Genomic DNA, 20,984 nt, shown 5'->3' on the forward strand with positions numbered 1-20,984 from the left:
GCGATGAGCGTAAGGAGGAACGCGCGGTGCCGACCGGGGTGCACATCCGTGACGCCCGCCGGCAACTGTTCGACGCCGCCGAGCGCGTCCTGCTTCGGGACGGGCCGAACGCGTTGACCAGCCGTGCGATCACCACCGAGGCCGGCGTCGCCAAGGGCGTCCTGCACCGGCACTTCGCCGACTTCGACGCCTTCCTCGCCGAGCTCGTGCGAGACCGTATCGCCCGGATCGACGACCAGGCCGCCGCCTTGCGCGAGTCCGCCGGGACCGGCACCGTCGCCGGCAACCTCACCGGCGCGCTGACAGACCTGTTCGACCCGGTCGCGGTGGCGATCGTCAGTCTCGTCATCTTCCGGGACGAGCTGCGCGCCCGGCTGCGCCACACCAGGCCGGGCCACGGTATCCCGGTCATGACGGAAGCCGCGGCCATGATCGCCTGCTACCTCAACGACGAATGCGAGCTGGGCCGTATCGCGGCCGACGCCGACGTCGACGCGCTCGCGCTCTCACTGATCGGGGCCGGGCACCTGCTGTTCGCCGGCCGGGAAGGCGCCCCGGTGGAGGCTGGAGCCGTCGGCAAGGTGGTGACCACGGTCATCGCCGACGTCGTACAGAGACGGCTGTTGTGAACCACCCACCGGAGTGCCGTCCAACATATGCTCCGCGCAGGTAGAACGTACAGCCAAGCCGAGTGGAGGCGGGCATGGCTCGTTCCTGGGAGGCTGGCCCTTCCGCGTCATTCGAGCGGCGATTAGGGAAGTCGGCCAAAGAGTTAGACCGTTCGGACGGCCGCGACGAATGCCCAGACATCTGGCAACTCGACAACGGTGACATCGCAGCGATCGGCTGCCGGAAGTGGTCATCCTCGGCGGCCGAACTCTCTACCACGTTCTCTACACCGAAACCGGCGTCCCGAACGGTGCGGTTCGCTACACCGATCCCGGCCTCATCGGCGGTTGGGAAAAATACATCAAAAGCCTCTACGAGGCCGGTGAAGATGTGATGTCCTACTTCAACCGCGAGGTGGCACCCCTTCCCTCGCCCACAACGAAGACGGAGTAGGCGGCAAAAAGCCCGGAGAAGACGAGAAGCGCCCCGGCAGTTCGCATTCCGAACTGTCGGGGTCTTCGCGTGATGTCGTACAGGCCAGGGGTGTCAGTGCCGGTACCAGGCCCCCCTCAAGGTGGTGCAGCTCCACCGCCTCCAGATCCGAGGGCAGCAGAGCCGTCCACTCCGGCACATGCCCTCCAGCGTCGAGCAGGCGAGATGGGCCATTGGCGGACTTTGGTGAAAAATAAATAATTATTCGATGAATTGTCCACTTATGGTCGTGAATCGCAGATCGAGCACCCGTCGAAACGCTGTCAATAATTCTTTTTCCGTTGACACGGAAGAGCGGAAATGACACGTTTATCAATGCCTGGCGCCATTACCTGAGATCAGCACCGCGCACATTTCCAACCGCCAGACAGGATTCGCACGACAGCTCCTGCCCCTGCTCGACTCGACTCAGCACGGAGGTACGATCATGCGTCAATCACTCCGCAAGATCTCCATGACGGCTGGCATCGTAAGCGCAGCGCTCCTCGGGATGTCGCAGACCGCGGCGATCGCGGTTCCGTCGGCGTCCGTCCTCGCACCCCCTCCCACCCCCGCTCCGGCTCCCGATACCGGCCGGGCTCCCGCGGGGAGCGAGGCGAGCCTGGAGAACACCGGTTCCGCGACGAACACCCGGGCGCTGTGCGTCTTCAACACCGCGGGGGACTACGTCCACGTCTCCTCGTCCGCCTTCGAGGCCTCCGGGCACGGCTGGTGGGTCAACGGCAACTGCAACGCCACCCTGGCGGTCGTCACGGTGCAGCTGCAGCAGTACTACTCCGACGGCAGCTGGAGAAACGCCGGCACGGCGGGCAGTGCGACGGTGCGGTCCGGCGGCGGCGCCGGCAACCGCGCGACCGGACGCGGCGGCTGTAACAGCAACAGCCTGACGGGATGGCGTAGCGTCGTCGACGTGGACCTGGTCGGCCTGGCCGACGACCCGGGCAAGCTCTACACACCGAGCCGGAACATCTACTGCAGGCGATAGCGGAAGAGGGCGACGTGAGCATCAGACCCGACAGCACCATGTTCGCGGCTCTGCACGGCGAGCTGGCGTTGCATCCGTGGCGAGATCCTCGCGTCGCCTCCTCGGACGCGTACAGTCTGTTCGTCGCGAGGTCGTCCGCGATGGGATGGCTCACCGAGGCCATCGAGAACGCGTCCGGCGGCCTGTGGGGGATGAACGACGCCGGGCAGGGCCCGGAGCCGTCGCGCATCGCGTGGTTTCAGGTGTCGTTGACCGAACCGGTTCCCGACCGCCGGCCGTTGCCGGTTCAGGCGTTCCTCTCGTGTGCGGGCGACGTGGTGGCGCGTATCGGCACTCCGCGCCTGCGAGCGGTTCAGCTCCTGCTGCCGGTGCAGAGCCTTGACGCCTCGTCGCGGGTGAGCGCTGTGCTGCCCCTGTTCCAGGACGCCGGCTGGTTCGCCGACGTTGACCCGCGGTGGAGAACACCGGTACGGGTGACGTTGGACGGCGGGCAGGATCCGTCCATCCACTCGGCGGCACCCGAGATGCTCCGGTGGATACGGAGTTTCACGCAGGACGTCTTCGCGTGCGACTCGTTCTCCCTGACCGACGACCTGACCGACGACGGCATGGTCCTGGAACCCGCCGTCATCGACGAACTGTGGCGCGGGCCCGCCCGGCACCGGGCCACATTCCACGGTCTCCTCACCGAATGGTCGTTGGACGCGCTGGGATGGCTGGCCGCCTTCCTCGCCGAGGCGGCCTCCCGGAACGGGGTCGGCACCCCGTTGATGCTCACGGCCGACCGGCTCGAAGGATCGCGTTCACGAGTCGATTGAGTTCGGCGGCGCCCATCGACTACGAAGCGGCGCTTCCCTGGGCCGACCTGGGAGAAAGCGAGGACCGCTCCTCATCGGGCAGGCGGACCTCAACAGCACGAGGACCCGGCGACATGACAACGGGGCACAGATCCAGGATCACTGTTTCAGACGAAGGACACTAGCGGCCCCCCAGTTCGGCGGTGATGGTGTCGGCGTAGCGGCGGACGAGGACGCCGATCTCGGCGACGGCGTCGGCACGCATCTCGTGCTTGAGCGCCGTCACGCTGATCGCGCCGACGCAGGTGCCCGTGCGGTCGAGCACGCTCGCACCGATGCACACGACTCCGGCTGTGTCCTCCTCGTCGTCGACCGCGTAGCCTCGTTCAGCGGTGCGGCGGAGGTCTCGTAGCAGGGTGTCGACATCGACGATGGTATTGGGGCCGCGCGCCGGGAGGCCGGTCGACTTGATGATCCTATGGATCTCGTCGTCGCCAAGGGTGGCGAGCATCGCCTTGCCGATCGCAGTGGCGTGTGGCAGCTCGCGGCGGCCGAGGAACGGGGCGATACGGATCGTGCCGGGGCCGTCGACTCGTCCGATGGCCACGGCGTACCCCTCATCGAAGATCGCAAGACGTGAGGTCAGGCCGGCGGCTCGGGTCAGTTCCTCCAGATAGGGCATCGCGACCTCGCGGAGCCCGGTCTGGGAGGTCACCCGGTCTCCCAGGTAGGCGAAACTCAAGCCGAGGCGATACCTCCGAGTCGGGCCACTCCCCTGGCTGGCCACGAATCCGCGTCTCAGCAGCGTCTGCAGGATGGAGTAGGCGCTGCTCTTGGACATGCCGACGGCGGTCGCGACCTCGGTGACGGCGAGGCCGTCGCGCCCGCCGTCCGCGAGCGCCTCCACGACGTCGATGGCGTGGTCCAGGCTCTTCACGCGGTACTTGTCGGCGTTGTCGGTGTTTGGGGTCACCGAACGATTATCGGTATCACCGAACGCAGACGTCAAGCTCCTCACCTAAAGTGGCACATACCTCCTTGACGTCCGTAATTTCCGAATGCCATAGTTTCGTATCACATAACCCCGTTTGGTGATACCGAACAAGATTTAGGGTGGAACGTATGCTCCGCTATCGCTCCTGGTCGTTAGGCGTGGCCGGCCTCACGGCCGTCCTCGTGGCCGCAGGTTGTCAGAGCCCGGAAACGCCGACCGCCACGGGGATCGAGGTGCCTGCCGAGGCGATGTCACACACGTTCCCGTGGGGTGGGTTCAAGCTCGCGCCGCGCATCGCCGAGAAGATCAAGAAAGGCGAGCAGGCGAACATCGTCATCGACATCCAGGGCACCGCACTGCCGATCCAGGGCGCGCAGATGCGCATCGGCATGCAGCGCGGCTGCGAGAAGGAAAAGGCCCGGCTGGGGATCGCGTGCCGGCTCACCGGCCCCGTCACCACCAACACCTCGGCACAGCTGGCCGAGCTGGAGACGCTGCTCAGCGGCAACCAGGTGGACTGCCTGGGCCTTCAGTCCCCCCTCCCCGACCAGTACGTGGGCATCATCGACAAGTACGTCCAGGCGGGCATCCCGGTCTTCACCCTGAACAACGATGTCCCCAACTCGAAGCGGTTCGCGTTCTACGCCCTGAACGAGCAGCAGTCCGGTGAGATCAACGGCAAGACCACCGCGGCCATCGTCAAGGCCAAGGGTTATCAGCTCGACACCGTCGCCCTGGGAAGCGGCCAGCCGGCCGGGCCGTGGGCGCAGGCCCGCATGACCGGCTTCGTCGCCGGGTTCACCTCGGTCTTCCCCGACGCCCGCTTCTTCAACGATCCCAAGAGCGGCATCCCCACCGGCGACAACTTCACCACCCAGGAAGTGCTCAACAGCGTCGGCCCGTTCCTGCTGGCTCACAACGACGTCAACCTGTTCTTCCACACCGACCAGGGGGTCGAGGGAGTCGGCGACATCATCAAGAGCAAGAACCTGGCAGGCAAGGTGTGGACCTCCGGCTTCAACGTCAGCGGTCCGATCCTCGACTCGATCGACGCGGGCCGGACGCTGGTCACCATCGACCAGGGCTTCGACAACCAGGCCGAGGCGCCCGTCTCGGCGTGCGTGGACTACCTGACCAGCGGAAAGGTCCCCGCAGAACCCCTGCAGTACCTGGAGCCGATCGTGATCACCAAGGACGGCGGCTCCGGGCTCATGACCACCGCGGAAGCACGCAAGCGCCTCGCCGACGCCACGACGCCGTAGACGTGCGTCTCGTCGAAACAGTCGTCACGCCGACGAACCGCCCAATGCGCATCGAGTGCCAGGAGGTGTCACATGTCAGCCACATCCGACGTCGTTAGCCCGCCCGCCCAACGCGCGGCGCTGCCCTTGGAGCGCCTGCGAACCCTCGGGCTGGTGCTCGCGATCATTCTGATCGGCCTGTTCTTCCAGTCGCAACGGTCGACGTTTCTCAGCGGCGACAACCTGCTGACCCTGCTGCGCTCGATGTCCTCACTCGGCATCATCGCCTTCGCGCAACTGCTCGTCATCCTGCTGGGTGAGATCGACCTCGCTGTGGGCGCGATCTACGGCCTGGTCTCGACCTCCCTGGCGGTGCTGTGGCTGGGCGGCGGAAGCCTCCCCTTCACGCTTCCGTTCCTCCCCGCCCTGGCGGGGGCGTTGCTCATCGGCCTGTTCGCCGGCGCGCTGAGCGGGTTCCTGACCGCCTATCTCAAGATCCACTCATTCATCGCGACCCTCGGGCTGCTCAGCCTCGCCTCCGGCACGGAACTGCTGATCAGCAACGCCTCCACTTTCAACCCCGCGTACAACACGCCGCCCCCGCCATCATGGGAGCTGCAATTCTTCCAGGCTCTCGGCGGTACGCAGCTTCCGTTCGGCATTCCGATCCAGGTGCTGTGGCTCGCGCTCTTCTTCGGCGTCTTCTGGTTCCTCCGCCACCGGAGCATCGCCGGGTTCCGCCTCCTGGCGATCGGGGGCAATCCCAAGGCCGCGGCGATCGCGCGTCTGCCGATCCGGCGCTACCGGATGGCGGTATTCGTGATCAGCGCCCTGATGGCGGCCATCGCCGGCATCCTGGACTTCTCCTACGTCGGCTCGGTCGGGCCGAACTCCGCCGGCCAGCTCAACCTCCAGGTGATCGCGGCCGTGGTGATCGGCGGCGCGAGCCTCATGGGTGGGCGCGGGACCATCTGGGGAACCCTCCTCGGAGCGATGCTGCTCGCCGTACTGGCCAACGGTCTCGCCCTGCTCGGCATCGGCGCCTTCGCCCAGTTGCTCTTCGTGGGCTTCGTGACCATCGGAGCGGTGATCCTCGACCGGGTGACGAGTGACCTCGGGAGCCGTCGGCGAGGACTGGCGGTTGCGGGGGCGGCCTCGTGACCACCATGGAGATCCGGGGGGTACGCAAGCGGTTCGGAGGTACGCAGGCGCTGGCCGGAGTCGACCTCACCCTGCGCGGTGGCGAGATCCTCGGCATCGCCGGGCCCAACGGCGCCGGTAAGAGCACCCTGACGAAGATCCTCTGCGGGGAGGAGTCGATGGACTCCGGCGAGATCCTCGTCGACGGACGCCCCTGGCAGCCGGGAGACGCCTCGGACCCGATCGCCATCGTTCACCAGGAACCCCAGGTGTGGACCAACCTCACCCTTGAGGAGAACCTGCTCGTGGGAAACGAGGGCTCCCGCTGGCGAGCCCCGGCGGCGGGAGAGGAGCAGCGGCGCATCCTGCGGTCGCTCGGCGTGGCCCACCTCGCCGACCAGCCACTGGAACGATGCACGCTCGCGGTGCGGCAGCGGACGGAGATCGCTCGCGCTCTGGTCAGGTCGGCCCGGTTCTTCCTCTTCGACGAGCCGAACTCCGCCCTCACCGACGAGGAGTCCCATGCGCTCTTCGCCTTCATGCACGGTCTGGCGGATCAGGGCTACATCGTGGTCTTCATCTCCCACCGCCTGTCCGAGATGGTCGCGCACTGCGACCGTGTCGTGGTGATCAGGGACGGCCTGCCCGCGGCGACCCTGACCGGGGACGCGCTCACGGAGACCGCCATCGCCGTCGAACTCGTCGCCGGCCAGGCGGTGCGTACCGAGCACCGCGCGACCTCCCGGCTCACCGATGGCGAGACCTCCGCCGCGGAGGTGCTGGCCGTGACCGGTTGGAGTGACGGGGCCGGGTCGTTCCGCCCATTGGACCTCGTGCTTCGCCAGGGAGACGTGCTGGCGGTCGTCGGCGTGGAGGGGTCCGGCGGGCGTGAGCTGGTGGCCTCCCTGGGCGGGCATCGTCCCGCGACCGGCACGGCACGTCTGAACGGCGCGCACGGCGCCAAGGCCCTGCGGGCGAGGACCTCCTATCTCTCGGCGGACCGCCAGGAGATGCTGTTCCAGCACATGTCCGTGGGTGAGAACCTCGTTCTCCGTCTCGGACGGCGCGAGATCTGCGGGCCGTTCGCACGCCTGCGCCGACGGGAGATCCAGTCCCGGTCCCGTCAGATGATCGAGCGGTACGGGGTCCGCACCTCCGGACCTGCCCAGAACCTGTCGGCGCTCAGCGGTGGGAACCAGCAGAAGGTGGCCATCGCCGCCGCGATGGCCACCATGCCCGACGTGCTGGTCATCGAGGAACCCACCCGCGGCGTGGACATCGGCAGCAAGGCCGAGATCTACACCATGCTCAACGAATTCGCCGCCGACGGCCGCGCCGTCGTCGTGTTCTGTACCGAGGCCCCCGAGGTCTTTGAGGTCGCCAACCGGGTGATGGTCCTGGAAGGCGGCCGGATCGTCCAGGAGCTGGCGGTCCGCGACTACGACACCGTCGACGCCTTCGCGCACGCCCTCGCGCTGCTCGAAGGCGTCGACACGCCCCAGGACCAGCCCTCGACCGGTCTTACGACCCTCGTCGGCCCGTCCGAGAGAACGGAGAAATCATCGTGACGACCTCGCCCCGCTGGCGCGTCGGGATGGACACCGGTGGGACGTTCACCGACCTCGTCGCCCTGTCCGACCAGGGACAGTTGCTGCTACGGAAGGTCAGCTCCACTCCGCGGCGCCCCTCGGACGCCGTGTTCGCCGCCCTGGAGCGCACCGGTCTGGACCTGACCCGCGACCTCGACGACTTCGTCCTCGGCACCACGATCGCCACCAACGCGGTCATCATGCGCCGCGGCGCCCCCGTCATCCTGCTGACCACGGCCGGTTTCGAGGACGTTCTCTACATCCAGCGCATCGACCGGCCCGGCCGGTACGACCTCCAGTGGGTCAAGGCGGAGCCCTATGCCTCCCGCCGGAACACGGTCGGGGTCGAGGAACGGGTACTCGCCGACGGGACGGTCCGCCTCGCGCTGGCGGACGAGGAGGTCGACCGGGTCATCGAGACCGTCGGCGGCCTGCTGGCCGAGCACGAAGGCGCCGCCATCGCGGTCTCCCTGCTCAACAGCTACCTCAACCCCGACCACGAGCGTGCCCTGGCGGCGAAGCTGCGTGCGGCGTTCCCGCAGGTGGCGGTCTCGCTGTCCGCTGAGGTGGCCCCCGTGTGGCGCGAGTACGAGCGCACCGCGACCACCGCGATGGACGCCTACGTGAGCCCCATCGTCCAGCGGTTCGCGCACACCCTCGCGACGGGCCTGAACGAGCGGGCCATGTCCGGATGGCACGCCCTCATGAAGTCCAACGGCGGCCAGGTGCCGCTGGAGCACTCCGCCGACCGTCCCATCGAGCTCGTCCTGTCCGGGCTGGCCGGCGGCATGATGGGCGGTGGCTACTGGGCGCGCGCGGTCGGGTCGGAGAAGGCCGTCACCCTCGACATGGGCGGGACCAGCGCGGACGTCGGAGTGGTCGTGGACGGACAGCTTCAGTACACCGGGCTGTTCGAGGTGGAGTGGGGCGTGCCCATCGCCGTACCGATCATCGACGTCTCGACGATCGGCGCGGGCGGAAGCTCGCTGGCCTACGTGGGCAACGACGGGCTGCTGCACGTGGGGCCGGCCAGCGCCGGGGCCGACCCCGGCCCGGTCTGTTACGGCCGGGGCGGCACCCAGCCGACGGTGACCGACGCCAACCTGGTCATGGGACGGCTGCATCCCGATCACTTCCTCGGCGGAGAGCTCACCCTGGACGCGGAGCGCGCCGGGACGGCGGTCGCCGAACTGGCGGACTCCCTGGAGCTGGGAGTCGACGCCGCCGCCGAGGCGGTCCTCACCTTGGCCGTGGAGAACATGGCCGGCGCGGTCCGGCTGGTCACCGTCGACCGGGGGCACGACTACCGCGAGTTCGACCTGGTCGCCTTCGGCGGTGCCGGCCCGCTCCACGCGGCGGCCATCGCCCGGCACATGCGGATGCGGCGGGTCATCGTGCCGCCGACGCCCGGTCTGGTGTCGGCATTCGGAACGATCATCTCCGACCAGCGCGTGGACCGCAGGATGACTGCCGTCCGCCGGCTCGACGCCCCGGAGGCGACGGATCTGGCCGGTATCCTCGCCCGCCTCGCGCGCGAGGCGCACGCGGAACTGGCCGCGCAGCGCCGCGCCGACGCGACCGGCGACATCGTCGTCACCACCTACGTCAGCTGCCGGTACGTGGGGCAGAACTACGAGCAGGAGATCCGGACCTACCGGGGCCACCTGGACCGCTCCTACGAGTCACTGCTCCCGGCCTCTCCGGACGATCCGGATCTGGACCGGCGCCTGGTGGAGATGTTCCACGCCTCGCACGCCCGCGTGTACGGGTACGACCTTCCCGAGCAGGCCGTCCAGAGCGTCTACGTCGGCGCGACCGCCCTCCTCTCGGGAGGAGAGGTGCGGTTCGTCCCCTACACGCGTACCACTCAGAACCCGCGGATCTCCACCAGGAGGGTCCAGGTCGGCGAGGGCGTCTGGGCCGACACCGTGGTCGTCGACCGCGAGGAACTCCAGCCGGGCTACACGCTGAACGGGCCGGCGATCGTGGAGGAACCCAACTCCACCACCTTCGTCCCTCCCGGGTACCGCATGGAAGTGGACGGGACGTACTGCCTGATCATCGAGGCCGTCAAGGGTCTCGGGGAGAACCTCGACACGGGAGCGGACGCGTGAGCACACGGACGGGCACGGACGTTGACAAGATCACCCTGACCCTGGTCCATCGCCAGCTGGTCAACACCTGCGACGAGATGGCCGTGTCCATGATGAGGACCGCCTACTCGCCGATCTTCTCGGAGGGGCTGGACTTCTCCACGCTCATCCTCGACCGGGACGGCAACCTCGTCGCCAACGCGGGCCTGAATCCCTCGATGCTCGGGGCGTCGCTGTACGCGGCGACCTGGATCGTGCGAGAGGTCGGCGCGGAGAACTTCGCCGAGGGCGACGTCTACATCCACAACGACCCCTACCGGGGCGGGTCGCACATGCCCGAGCACATGATGGTCATGCCGATGTTCGTCGACGGAGAGCTCGTCGCCTTCATCGGCAACATCGCCCACATGGCCGAGATCGGCGGGATGGCGCCCGGGTCCTTCGCCGCCACCGCCACCGATGTCTACCAGGAAGGGCTCCGGCTCCCCCCGGTCCTGTTCTACCGGGGCGGTGAGCCCGTCCGGGACATCTGGCGGATCATGCTCGCCAACCACCGGACGCCCAACGACTCCTGGGGCGACCTCCACGCGATGTACGGGTCACTCCAGGTGGGCCGGCGGCGCCTGGAGCAGCTGATGGAGGAGCGTGGCATCGATCTGGTGACCGGCGTGTTCAGCGGCATCCAGGACTACACCGAGGCGGCGCTTCGGGAGAACATCCGGGCGCTGCCCGACGGCGTCTACCACGGGATGGAATGGTTCGACGACGACGGCATCACCGCGACCCCGTACGCGATCCGCCTCAGCCTGATCGTCGACGGTGACGAGATCATCTTCGACTACTCCCGCTCGGATCCCCAGGCGACCGGGCCCATCAACGCGCCCTACGTCGTGACCATGTCCGCGTCGCTGAACGCGCTCCTGTACATGATCGGAACCGACCTGCCGGTCAACGCGGGGCTCAACCGCCCGGTACGGATCGTCACCAAGCCCGGCACCATCTGCTGCGTCCAGCTGCCGGGTGCCTGCGTCGGCGGCCAGACCGAGTACCAGCCCCGGGTCATGGAGATGATCATGGGTCAGGTCCTCGGTCCCCTCCTGCCGGAGCGGGCCGCCGCGTCCAGCGGCAACACCTCGCTCAACTTCCTGTTCGGCGGCACCGACCCTCGGACGGGCGACTACTACGCCCACTACCACTTCGAGGCGACCGGCTGGGGCGGCCGGATGAGCACCGACGGCAACAACGCGACCATGCCTCCCCACGCCAACTGCCGCAACACGCCCGTTGAGATCTTCGAACTGCGGTGGCCGTGGATCCACGAGAGCTACCGGCTCGCGCGCGACGAGGTCGGGGCCGGCAGGCTGCGCGGCGGCGCGGGTGTGATCCGGGTGCTGGAGGTCGCCGCGGACACCATCTCGGTGAGCGCGCTGTCCGACCGGGCCAACCAGGAGCCGTGGGGCCTGTTCGGCGGGTCCGACGGCAGTCGCACCAGGATCGACATCAGCCCGGCGGGAAGCGACGAGTTCGTCAGCTTCCAGCAGCACTTCGGGCTGGTGAGCCCGACCAAGTTCACCAACGTCCGCCTGCACCGGGGCGACCGGGTACGCCTGACCTCCCCCTCGGGCGCCGGTTACGGCCCGGCGTCCGAGCGCCTCCCTGAGCTCGTCGCACAGGACGTCCGTGAGGGCTACGTGAGCCCCGAGGACGCGGAGTCGGTGTACAGGGTCCGCCTGGACGCCGCCGGCGACGTCGACCCCGTGTCCACCGCCCGTCTCCGTGAAGGGACATCCGCATGAGCTGGCAGGATCTGACCAAGAGCTGGCAGGACACCTCCGTCGACTACTGCGACGTGTGTGGAAACCTCCTGATCCACACGTACTGGCAGTTCACCGACGGCGACGCCACCCTGCGGGCCTGCCGGCAGGGGGACGAGGCACTGTGGCACCGCCTCAAGCGCCTGCGGGCCGACTACCCGCCGATCGACCGCACCTCACCGGCCGGCCTGGTGGCCGCGCGCGACGCGCGCGAGTGAGACCCGTCCCACCGGCCGTCCGCCTTCCCTCCCTCCCAACCTTGGCGTTCTCATCGAGGAGAAAAATGCCAGCGCTACTGAACCAGACCTACCGACTGCCGTACCGGCACGGCGTCCCTTTGAGCGGTGGTCGCTTTCCGGACGGCGCCGGCTTCCGCATCGAGATACCCAGCGTCGAGGGCCCGGCGGTCCTTGAGGCGGTCCTGTCCGCCGCCGCGGAGTACGGCGTCGTGGTGAACCGCGTCTCGCAGGGATCGGGAGCCATGCTGCTCACCGTGTCCGAGCTACGCGACATGGCCGCGATGGGCGCCGAGAACGGCCTTGAGGTGTCGCTGTTCGTGGGGCCGCGCGAGTCCTTCGACGTCGGCGCCAACGCGCGCACCCCCGAGGGGGCGGGCCGCGGAGGGCAGCTGCGCGGGCTGCGGCAGCTCATGTACGGGGTCGAGGACATCATCCGCGCCGTGGACGCGGGCATCCGGAGCTTCCTCATCGCCGACATCGGACTGCTCGTCGCCCTCCGCGACCTCCAGCGGACCGGTGACCTCCCCGAGGAGTGCGTGTGGAAGATCAGCGTCTCCCTCGCCCCCTCCAACCCGGCGGCGCTGCGGGTGCTCGCGGACCTCGGGGCGTCCACGGTCAACGTCCCCTCGGACCTGACCTACGCCGACCTGGCCGAGATGCGGGCGGTCACCGACCTCCCTCTCGACCTCTATCTCGAGTCGTCCGACGGCCTCGGGGGCGTCGTCCGGGGTCATGAGATCGCGGACCTGGTCGCGATCGGGGCACCGCTGTACGCGAAGTTCGGCCTGCGCAACGCCCGGGACGTCTACCCGTGCGGGGAGCAGATCCTCGAGGACGCGATCCGCAACGTCCGCGCCAAGGTCCATCGGGCGGCGGTCGCCCTGGAATGGCTGGCCCGCTCCGGTGCCGACGCGGTCCAGTCCGGACCGCACGCGGCGGGGCTCGGCGTTCCCCGCCGGGTGGCCTAGCGTGCGCGCCGACCGTGGACGAGGGGTGCGGGACGACCGGAGGCGGTGGTCCCGGCCGTGACGCCGTCATTGCGCAGCGCCGCGTGGTTCGAGGGTGACGACGAGGTCGCCGTCGAGCACCGGGCCGCCCTCGGGTCGCTGGGGATCGCCGTCTCGCCCGGCGACCCCCGGCCGGTCATCGGCATCGCGCAGTCCGTCAGCGACCTCAACCCCTGCAACGAGGGACTCCGCGACCTCGCCGAGGCGGTGAAGGAAGGGGTGCGGTCCGCCGGGGGAATTCCCCTGCAGTTCCCCACCATCAGCCTGGGCGAGGACCTCATGAAGCCCAGCGCCATGCTGTACCGCAACCTCATGGCCATGGACGTCGAGGAGACCCTGCGGGCCCACCCGATCGACGGGGTGGTCCTGCTGGGCAACTGCGACAAGACGATCCCCGCCCAGCTCATGGCCGCCGCGAGCGCGGACCTCCCGGCGATCCAGGTCGCCGGTGGGTCCCGGCCGGTCGCGACCTTCCGGGGAAGGCCGATCGGCGCGGGGACGGACCTGTGGCGGCTCTGGGAGGAGTACCGCAACGGCCTGCTGAGCCCGCAGGACTGGGCCGCGCTGGAACGCTGCCTCGGTTGCGGTCCCGGCGCCTGCAACACGATGGGGACGGCGTCGACGATGGCGCTGCTCACCGAGTCCATCGGCATGTCCCTGCCCGGAACGGCGTCGATCCCGACCGGCGACCCGCGCGCCCGGGTAGGAGCGGAACAGGCCGGTCGCCGCATCGTGGCCATGGTGGAGGAGGGACTCCGCCCTTCGGCGATCATGACCTCGGCCGCCTTCGACAACGCGGTCACGGTGCTCGCCGCGATCGGCGGGTCGACCAACGCCGTCATCCATCTCTGCGCGATCGCCGGTCGGCTGGGACTGCGAATCCCTCTCGAACGGTTCCAGGAACTGGGCCTTCGAGTACCCGTCCTCGCCGACGTGTCGCCGTCGGGGCAATACCTGATGGACGCCTTCGATCGGGCCGGCGGGCTGCCCGCCCTGCTCGCCGAGATCGCCGACCATCTCGACCTTCGGACGATGACGGTCACCGGAGGCCCGCTGGGCGACTACGTCGCCGCTACCGGAGGATCCCCGCGCGGCGCGATCAGAAGCCTGGACTCCCCGGTCCGGGAGCACGGCGGCATCGCCGTGCTGCGGGGCAACCTCGCTCCGGACGGGGCCGTCCTGAAGACCTCCGCCGCGAGCCCCGAACTGTTCCGCCACCGTGGCCCCGCCCTCGTCTTCCGGGGGTGGCACGATCTGCGGCGGCGGCTGGACGACCCCGACCTGCCGCTCAGCGCGGACACGGTCCTCGTGCTGACCGGTTGCGGCCCCAAGGGCGTGCCCGGAATGCCGGAATGGGGGATGATCCCGATTCCCGCGCGCCTGGCGGCATCCGGGGTCAAGGACATGGTGCGGATCAGCGACGGGCGGATGAGCGGGACGAGTTTCGGGACCTGCGTGCTCCACGTGGCACCCGAGGCGGCGGCCGGAGGCCCCCTCGGGCTGGTCCAGGACGGGGACATGATCGAACTCGACGTGGAGGCCGGCCTGCTTCAGGTCGATGTCTCCGAGTCGGAGTTCGAGGCGCGCCGCCGACTCGCCGAACCCTTCCGCACCCCGCATCTACGCGGCTGGCCTCGCCTCTACCAGGACCACGTGACCCAGGCGCCCGAAGGATGTGATCTCGACTTCCTCCAGGCTCCGACCCCTGAACACCGCCGCTTCGTGGAACCCGTCGTAGGGCGTTCTTGAAGATCTACGAGGCCGCCTTCGTGCGGCCTCGTCCGAATCGCACTCCCAAGGAAACAGCTCCGATGCCCCCTCATGCCCCCGGCCAGACGGCCGAGCCGACGACCTTCCGTGCGACGTCTCCCCTCACGGGCGAGAAAGGTCCTTCGATTCCCGAGACCACCGCAGCCCAGGTCACGGCCTCCGTGGCGGCCGCCACGGACGCGTACCGGGTCCTGCGGACCTGGCCGCCGTCCCGGCTGGCGGCCCTCCTGAACGCCGTCGCCGACGCATTCGAGCACCGGAGCCACGAGATCGTCGCCGCGGCCCACCTGGAGACGGGCCTCGCCGTGCCCGCCCTGGAGGGAGAGTCCGTACGCACCATCGGCCAGCTCCGGATGTTCTCCCGCCTGGTGCTCACCGGTCGCCACCTTGAGGCGACGATCGACCACGCGGATCCCGGTGCCCGCCCGCCTCGCCCCGACCTACGCCGGATGAACGTGCCGGTCGGTCCCGTCGCGGTGTTCGAGGCCAGCAACTTCCCCCTCGCCTTCGGGGTGGCCGGCGGCGACACGGCGTCGGCTCTGGCCGCCGGGTGCCCGGTCGTCGTCAAGGGCCACCCGCTGCACCCGGTCACCTCGACGCTGTGCGCGGAGGTCGTCCACGCCGCCCTGCGCGATGTGGCCGCACCTCCTGGCACGTTCTCCCTGCTCCAGGGAGGTTCCCACGCGGTCGCCCGCCAACTGGTCACCGAGCCGGGGATCAAGGCCGTGGGCTTCACCGGATCGACGGGCGGCGGACGGGCGCTCCACGACCTCGCCGCGGCCCGCCCGGAACCGATCCCGGTCTACGCGGAAATGGGCAGCGTGAACCCATTAGTGATCTTCGAATCCGCGTTGAGGGTTCGCGGCGCGCGGATCGCGACCGAGCTGGCCGGATCGCTGCTGACCCGCGCCGGCCAGATGTGCACCAGCCCCGGCCTCCTCTTCGTTCCCGAGGGAGAGCCCGGCGACGCGCTGGTGGCCGCGCTCCGCCGGGAGCTGCTCGCCGGCGGCCGCGGGCCGATGCTGAGCGCGGGCATGGCCGAGTCGCTAACCTCCGCGCTTGAGGAGGCGTGCGCGACACCGGGAGTGCGTCTCGCGGCCGGGGGCCACCGGCTGTCGGCCGTCGAGTTGGAGAACACCCTGGTCATCGCGGACGCCGACGCCTTCTTCGCCGGTCCGCACCTCCGGGAGGAGCACTTCGGCCCCGCGTCCGTCGTGGTCCGATTCGGTCCACCGGCCGAGCTCCTGTCGATGTTGGACCTCCTGCCGGGCAGCCTGACGTTCACCATCCACGCCGAACCGGAGGACGCCCTTGCCCCGGTGGTCGCCCTCGCCGCCGACAGGGCCGGGAGGATCGTCTGGAACGACTACCCCACGGGGGTCGCGGTGACGGAGGCCATGCATCACGGCGGCCCGTACCCCGCCACGAGTTCGGCCGCCCACACCTCCGTGGGACCTGCGGCGATCCGTCGATTCCTGCGACCGGTGTCGTACCAGAACACGCCCGAAGCCGTCCTACCGGCAGCGCTGCGAGAGCTCAATCCGCTCGGTCTCCCCCGCCTGGTCGACTCCGAGTGGACTCCCGCCAGCGGCACGGGGCCCGAGCCGGCGGTCGGGTGAAGAAGAGGAACTTGGCGGTTCATCCGGTAAGAAACGTCGCACTAGGGGATCTGTCCGGGTTCGTCGACGACTCCCGACGCGACCTCGGCGGTCGCGAAGAAGCTCCCCTCCGGGAAGGCCACCTCACCGTTGATGAGCTGGTCCCGCAGGTAGTCCGTCCGCGAGCCGAGATAGCGATAGGTCGTGCTGTCGAGGATGACGTAGGACCGCTCGGTGACCTGACCGTTCTCGTCGCGCCGCGTGCCGAAGCCCGGAGCGCCGACCTCGTAGGCGATGCCCATACCTGACCTGCCCGCCGCGTCGCGGATGCCGAGGTCCACCCGGACTCCCGGAATCCGGGCGAGAGCGCGGAAGATCGCAGCCTCCAGCTTGGGCGGCAGGGGGAACTCCTGGCTGAGGTAGACCGACAGCACCCCGAATGCCCGCGCGTCTGGGTAGTCGGCGCGCCCCCGCTCCTCGTCCGGCTTGTCCTTCCAGTGCCGGTCGCCCTTGACATGGGCCAGCAGCCGGTCCGGGTCGGTGGGCAGCTTGGCCAGCCTGGCCGCGTACTGCCGGGGGGACAGGTCGTCGTCACCCGGGTCCGGCCCGATGGTCCGCGTCTCCATCGGGCGCCGGCCCAGCCGGGTCGCCTGCCGGGTGCCGTCGTAGCGCGTCCAGTACTCCTGGGTCTCGACCGAGCCGTCAGCGGGCTGCCTGACGACGCTTTTGCGGTACAGCCACTGGTCGGGACGGGGCGAGATGCCGTCCGGCAGGCGCTTCTCGGCCATCAGCGCCGCCTGCCTCAGCATGACCTCCGCGCTCACCGGCGTCGCCTCCGCGGTGTCGGGTGGCCGCGTGACCGGCCGTTCGTCGTCGTGCACCACCACGACCACCGCCGCGATCACCGCGACGGCCGCCGTCATGGCCAGCGGCAGTGAGAGCACCGGCCGCAGCCGGCGGCGGCGCCGCAGGGAACGCGCCCGCAGCGCGCGCAGGCGGTCGGCATCGGGCTCGGGCGCGTCCGCCCGCAGCGCGCTCAGCAGTTCCAGGTCATCCACGGCCGGTCTCCTCCGAGATAGCGGACGGATCGACCCCGCCCAGGGCCTCACGGGTCTTCCTCCTGGCGCGGTGCAGGCGCGAGCGCACCGTGCCGATCGGGATGCCGAGTGCCCGCGCCGTCTCCTCGTAGCTGAGATCCGCCCAGGCGATCATCAGCAGCACCTCGCGATCCTTCGACGCCAACGCGGCGAGTGCCCTCACCAGATCGCGCTGCGCCGCCGAGGCCGTCACCCGGGCCTCCACCCGGTCGGCGTAGCTCTCGGCCACCTCGTCCACCCCGGTCCTGGCCAGCGAGAGGTACGCCCTGACCTCGGCGCGGTGGTGCTTGCCGATGAGGTTGGCGGCGATGCCGTACAACCAGGGGCGGGCATCGCGATAGTCGGTGTCGTAGCGCCCGAGCCGCCGGAAGGCGGTGAGGAACGTCTCGGCCACGATGTCGTCGGCCATCGAGTCCCCCAGGCGCCGCGTCACGTAACGGTGCAGGGCGGGGGCATGTCGGTCGAACAGCACCGAGAAAGCGGCGGAATCACGCCGGGCACGCCTGATCACCTCCGCGTCGTCCAGATCTGTCTCCGCACTCAAGCGTGAACTCCGTTTCCTGGGTCCGGTCACTCCCTTTCACCCGATGCCGCGGATCGAGTTCTCCACGCCTCCGTTTCACGGACCTGACCCACCGTGCCGCACGGCACCGTCCGCGCCCGCCGTCGTCGGTCCGGCGTGCTCTCCTCCGCAGTGGACCGTTCTTTCCGCCGACATGCGCGCCATATGCCAAAATGATCACGCCTCTCGGAGGCGTGAATCGGTCCATCCGGATTGCCGAAAAGGCGCTCGGCGCCATCAGGAGAGGATGTCGGTTGTCCGTGACGGATCTGGAGCTTGCCGGCGAGCTTCGCGAGCTCGCCGATCACCCCCACCTGGCGGCCCGTCAGGACCAGCTACGTGATCTCGCGGACGCGGTCACCGATCCCGACATGGCCGGACACTGGTGCGAGGTCGATCTGTTCGCCGCCTTCTCCCCCGACGACACCATCCTGGTGGACGGGGAATCGGCGGGAACCACGTCCTCGCCGAGGAGACCGGGATGGCGACGAGGGCTCAGCGGCGCCATCGGTCCCGCCCTCGTCTTCGTACCGATCTTCATCACCTGGCTCGGCCTGATGATGGCCACCGGCGCCTACGGCGACGTCCTCGCGGCCGGCGGCCTGGACGCGGCCCGACGGCCCTTCCTGGAGATGTGGCAGCAGGGCTTCGACGGCAGGTTGCCCGGGTTCTTCGAGTTCGACAACATCGCGCTCTGCACCCTCGCGGCCATCTTCTGCCTCATCTGCTGGACCGTGTTCGACAACATCACGCAGAACAGCAGGGAGGAGGCCGCGGAGCGGGAGCTCCGCGGCCTCCGCGTCCGGCTCCGCGGGGCGCTGACCGAGGCGAGCCTGGTACTCGGCCAGGTCCGGCTCTCCTCACCGGAGCGGTTCGGCGCCGAGCTCAACAAGGCGGCGGCCGACATCGGCTTCGTCGGGACCACGGCGCGCAAGGTGCACACCGAGCTGGTCGAGGCGCTCACCCTGACCCTGGAGGCCACCCGCAAGACCACGGACGCGCTGGCCGGCAGTGCGATCGACGTGCGCGACGCCGTCGAGCATCTGGGCGGGCACCTGGCGGCCGTCAACAACACCTGTGACGACCTCGCCTCGGCGGTGGCCCGGTTCTCGGCCATGATCGACACCGCGGGCTCCACGACCGGCCAGGCCGTCACCGATGCCGGGAACCAGTTGTCGACGACCATCTCCCGGACCACCCTCGACATGCGCCAGGCGTTCAACGACGAACTCGTACGGTCCATGAAGTTGGTCCAGGGCAGCGTCTCCGGCCTGGACCTCCGGATCAACGAGCTGGTCGGCGCGACGGCGGGCATCGGCCACGCCGTCGACCGCGCGGCCATCTCGATCGATTCGGTCGGCTCGTCGACGGAGAAGGCGGTCGACCTGCTCGGCGCACGGGTCACCGACACCATCGCGGGCACGGCCAGGGAGTTTCACCGGACCTTCGAGGGCGCCGGTACGGAGATCCGGGAGGCCCTTGAGAGCTGGTCCGCCGCCACCGGGATGCACGCCTCCCGGATCGACACCACCGTCGAGACGGTCGCCTTGCTGGAGCGGACGCGGGAGGTGCTCGACCGGCTGCCCACCACGCTCGCCGGCGCGCTGGCCGACCTGCCCTCGAAGGAGCTCGCCGAGCGCGAGGCCACCGACTCGGAGCGGGCGAGCACCAGGCTGCGGCTTCCGGCCGACGGCCTCTGGGCTCTCCCGGCCGGCGGTCCCGGCAAGGACGGGGAGAGCGACAAGGGCAGCGGCGACGGCGAGGGCCCCAGCGGCGGCGGGGACAGCGGAGGCGTCCGGGCCGACGGCGGCGACAAGGACCAGGCCAACGGCAACGGCAACGGCAACGGCAACGGCAACGGCAACGGCAACGGCAACAACGAAGCAGACGACAGCGGTGACGACGAGCCGGACTCACGCCGGAGAGCTCGGACCCCGCTGTGACCGCCCGCCGAAGAACCTCCAGCACGACCATGATGGCCGGCTGGCTCTTCGCCGACCTGCTGCTCGGGCTCACGATCATCATGTTGGGAGCGCAGGCACCACCCCCCTCACCCACCGACCCCGTGACGGACACCGCCCGGTTCCAACCGGACCCCTTCCAGCCTCTGCCTGACTCCACCCGGCCCCCGTCCGAAGAGCCCTCGACCGAAGAGCCCCCGGCCGAAGGGTTGCCGGCCAAAGAGCCCCTGGCCGAAGAGCCTTCAACCGAGAAGCCGCCGGGGAAGAAGGCCCCGGAGAAGGAAACCTCGGAGAGAGAACACCGGCCCGAGGAGCCCACGGAGAAGAAGAGCCCGGTCAAGGAAAAGCCCGGCCCCTCGCCGTCCCCCTGCACCGGCCTCGTCGGAGGCGTCCTGGCGAAACCGGTCACGCTCTCGTTCCGGGTCACCCCAGGCGCCGCTGACGGCGTCCTGGCCGCACAGGTCCGCCAGGAACTGCGCAGGCACAAAGGCAACCTGGCCGGACGGCGCGTCGGCATGGTGCTGACCTTCGGCTCCGACTCCGACGGCGGCGCCAGCGGCGGCGTTCAGCTGGCCACCCGGGTCAACACGGCCATCCGCGAGACGTACCCGCGCATCTTCGGAACGGCCGTGACCCGGAACTTCCACGACCTCTCCGCCCCGAGCGGGTCGATCTCCATGGAGATCTACTTCGTCACCCACGGCTGCCCCGCCACGTCTCCGGGGACACCCGGTCACTAGAACTCAAGCTACGTGACTGCCGTGATCACGGAGACACTGACGGCGGCGGCGAGAACGGTTATGAGGATTTCCGCATCTGTGCTCCTCCTCGGGGAACGATGTTGAACAGGCCACAGACGCTGTCTCGCTTCTGGCCGAGCTCGTCTGAATAGGAACCGTGCCGCCACGGCGCAGCCGAATCGAACGACACATGATCCACAGCACTCACCCAGTCGATTGCGTCCTCCGCACCCATGGATGCCCCACGCCGAGCGTC

At 69.3% G+C, this 20,984-nt stretch carries 18 protein-coding genes; 15 read left to right on the forward strand and 3 right to left on the reverse strand.

What is annotated here, in order from left to right; all coding sequences use genetic code 11:
• Positions 1-26 precede the first annotated feature (26 nt).
• From ACWD3H_RS11800 to ACWD3H_RS11815, 4 genes are all read left to right on the forward strand, one after another.
• Positions 27-629 (forward strand): TetR/AcrR family transcriptional regulator, encoded by a 603-nt coding sequence (locus tag ACWD3H_RS11800; RefSeq protein ID WP_451954915.1) that lies wholly within the window; start codon positions 27-29, stop codon positions 627-629.
• A 226-nt stretch (positions 630-855) separates the two neighbouring features.
• A complete protein-coding gene (locus ACWD3H_RS11805; protein ID WP_451954916.1) occupies positions 856-1,062 on the forward strand; it encodes a DUF6879 family protein in 207 nt (68 codons plus the stop codon).
• Positions 1,063-1,528: 466 nt separating this feature from the next.
• Positions 1,529-2,086 carry a hypothetical protein gene (locus tag ACWD3H_RS11810; RefSeq protein WP_451954917.1) on the forward strand — a complete coding sequence of 186 codons (558 nt, stop codon included), beginning with the start codon at positions 1,529-1,531 and terminating at the stop codon, positions 2,084-2,086.
• A gap of 14 nt (positions 2,087-2,100) precedes the next feature.
• Positions 2,101-2,904, forward strand: coding sequence for a hypothetical protein (locus ACWD3H_RS11815; RefSeq protein WP_451954918.1), 804 nt, complete (start codon positions 2,101-2,103; stop codon positions 2,902-2,904).
• A 160-nt stretch (positions 2,905-3,064) separates the two neighbouring features.
• On the opposite strand, the gene ACWD3H_RS11820 is transcribed toward ACWD3H_RS11815, so the two are convergent.
• Positions 3,065-3,856 (reverse strand): IclR family transcriptional regulator, encoded by a 792-nt coding sequence (locus tag ACWD3H_RS11820; protein ID WP_451954919.1) that lies wholly within the window; start codon positions 3,854-3,856, stop codon positions 3,065-3,067.
• 269 nt (positions 3,857-4,125) lie between these two features.
• Here ACWD3H_RS11820 and ACWD3H_RS11825 point away from each other — a divergent pair, with 269 nt between their 5' ends.
• The 9 genes from ACWD3H_RS11825 to ACWD3H_RS11865 all read left to right on the forward strand — a co-directional run bounded on the left by ACWD3H_RS11825 (position 4,126) and on the right by ACWD3H_RS11865 (position 16,389).
• Positions 4,126-5,139, forward strand: coding sequence for a sugar ABC transporter substrate-binding protein (locus ACWD3H_RS11825; protein ID WP_451954920.1), 1,014 nt, complete (start codon positions 4,126-4,128; stop codon positions 5,137-5,139).
• A 72-nt stretch (positions 5,140-5,211) separates the two neighbouring features.
• The gene (locus tag ACWD3H_RS11830) at positions 5,212-6,279 is read left to right on the forward strand and encodes an ABC transporter permease (RefSeq protein WP_084195441.1); all 1,068 of its coding nucleotides are present in this window, start codon (positions 5,212-5,214) and stop codon (positions 6,277-6,279) included.
• 5 nt (positions 6,280-6,284) lie between these two features.
• Positions 6,285-7,826, forward strand: coding sequence for a sugar ABC transporter ATP-binding protein (locus ACWD3H_RS11835; RefSeq protein WP_451955066.1), 1,542 nt, complete (start codon positions 6,285-6,287; stop codon positions 7,824-7,826).
• Complete coding sequence (locus tag ACWD3H_RS11840; RefSeq protein ID WP_451954921.1) at positions 7,823-9,961, forward strand: hydantoinase/oxoprolinase family protein; 2,139 nt, start codon at positions 7,823-7,825, stop codon at positions 9,959-9,961. The genes ACWD3H_RS11835 and ACWD3H_RS11840 overlap by 4 nt, the downstream gene beginning before the upstream one ends.
• Positions 9,958-11,736: a hydantoinase B/oxoprolinase family protein gene (locus tag ACWD3H_RS11845; protein WP_451954922.1), complete on the forward strand. Its 1,779-nt coding sequence runs from the start codon at positions 9,958-9,960 to the stop codon at positions 11,734-11,736. The genes ACWD3H_RS11840 and ACWD3H_RS11845 overlap by 4 nt, the downstream gene beginning before the upstream one ends.
• Positions 11,733-11,972: a hypothetical protein gene (locus ACWD3H_RS11850; RefSeq protein WP_451954923.1), complete on the forward strand. Its 240-nt coding sequence runs from the start codon at positions 11,733-11,735 to the stop codon at positions 11,970-11,972. Before ACWD3H_RS11845 ends, ACWD3H_RS11850 begins: the two co-directional genes overlap by 4 nt.
• 65 nt (positions 11,973-12,037) lie before the next feature.
• Positions 12,038-12,961: a hypothetical protein gene (locus ACWD3H_RS11855; protein ID WP_451954924.1), complete on the forward strand. Its 924-nt coding sequence runs from the start codon at positions 12,038-12,040 to the stop codon at positions 12,959-12,961.
• 57 nt (positions 12,962-13,018) lie between these two features.
• A complete protein-coding gene (locus tag ACWD3H_RS11860; protein WP_451954925.1) occupies positions 13,019-14,749 on the forward strand; it encodes a dihydroxy-acid dehydratase in 1,731 nt (576 codons plus the stop codon).
• Between the two features lie 62 nt (positions 14,750-14,811).
• A complete protein-coding gene (locus ACWD3H_RS11865) occupies positions 14,812-16,389 on the forward strand; it encodes an aldehyde dehydrogenase (NADP(+)) (protein ID WP_451954926.1) in 1,578 nt (525 codons plus the stop codon).
• Positions 16,390-16,430: 41 nt separating this feature from the next.
• On the opposite strand, the gene ACWD3H_RS11870 is transcribed toward ACWD3H_RS11865, so the two are convergent.
• Both ACWD3H_RS11870 and ACWD3H_RS11875 read right to left on the reverse strand, forming a co-directional pair.
• Positions 16,431-17,426 (reverse strand): CU044_5270 family protein, encoded by a 996-nt coding sequence (locus ACWD3H_RS11870; protein ID WP_451954927.1) that lies wholly within the window; start codon positions 17,424-17,426, stop codon positions 16,431-16,433.
• Entirely contained in the window at positions 17,419-18,009 is a 591-nt protein-coding gene (locus ACWD3H_RS11875) for an RNA polymerase sigma factor (protein ID WP_030913272.1), read from the reverse strand. Before ACWD3H_RS11875 ends, ACWD3H_RS11870 begins: the two co-directional genes overlap by 8 nt.
• Positions 18,010-18,281: 272 nt before the next feature.
• Between ACWD3H_RS11875 and ACWD3H_RS11880 the strand changes: the two genes are divergently transcribed.
• Both ACWD3H_RS11880 and ACWD3H_RS11885 read left to right on the forward strand, forming a co-directional pair.
• Positions 18,282-19,970 (forward strand): hypothetical protein, encoded by a 1,689-nt coding sequence (locus ACWD3H_RS11880; protein WP_451954928.1) that lies wholly within the window; start codon positions 18,282-18,284, stop codon positions 19,968-19,970.
• The gene (locus ACWD3H_RS11885; RefSeq protein WP_451954929.1) at positions 19,967-20,728 is read left to right on the forward strand and encodes a hypothetical protein; all 762 of its coding nucleotides are present in this window, start codon (positions 19,967-19,969) and stop codon (positions 20,726-20,728) included. Before ACWD3H_RS11880 ends, ACWD3H_RS11885 begins: the two co-directional genes overlap by 4 nt.
• The last annotated feature ends 256 nt before the right edge of the window (positions 20,729-20,984 follow it).

The organism is Streptosporangium sp. NPDC002607 (assembly GCF_053592655.1).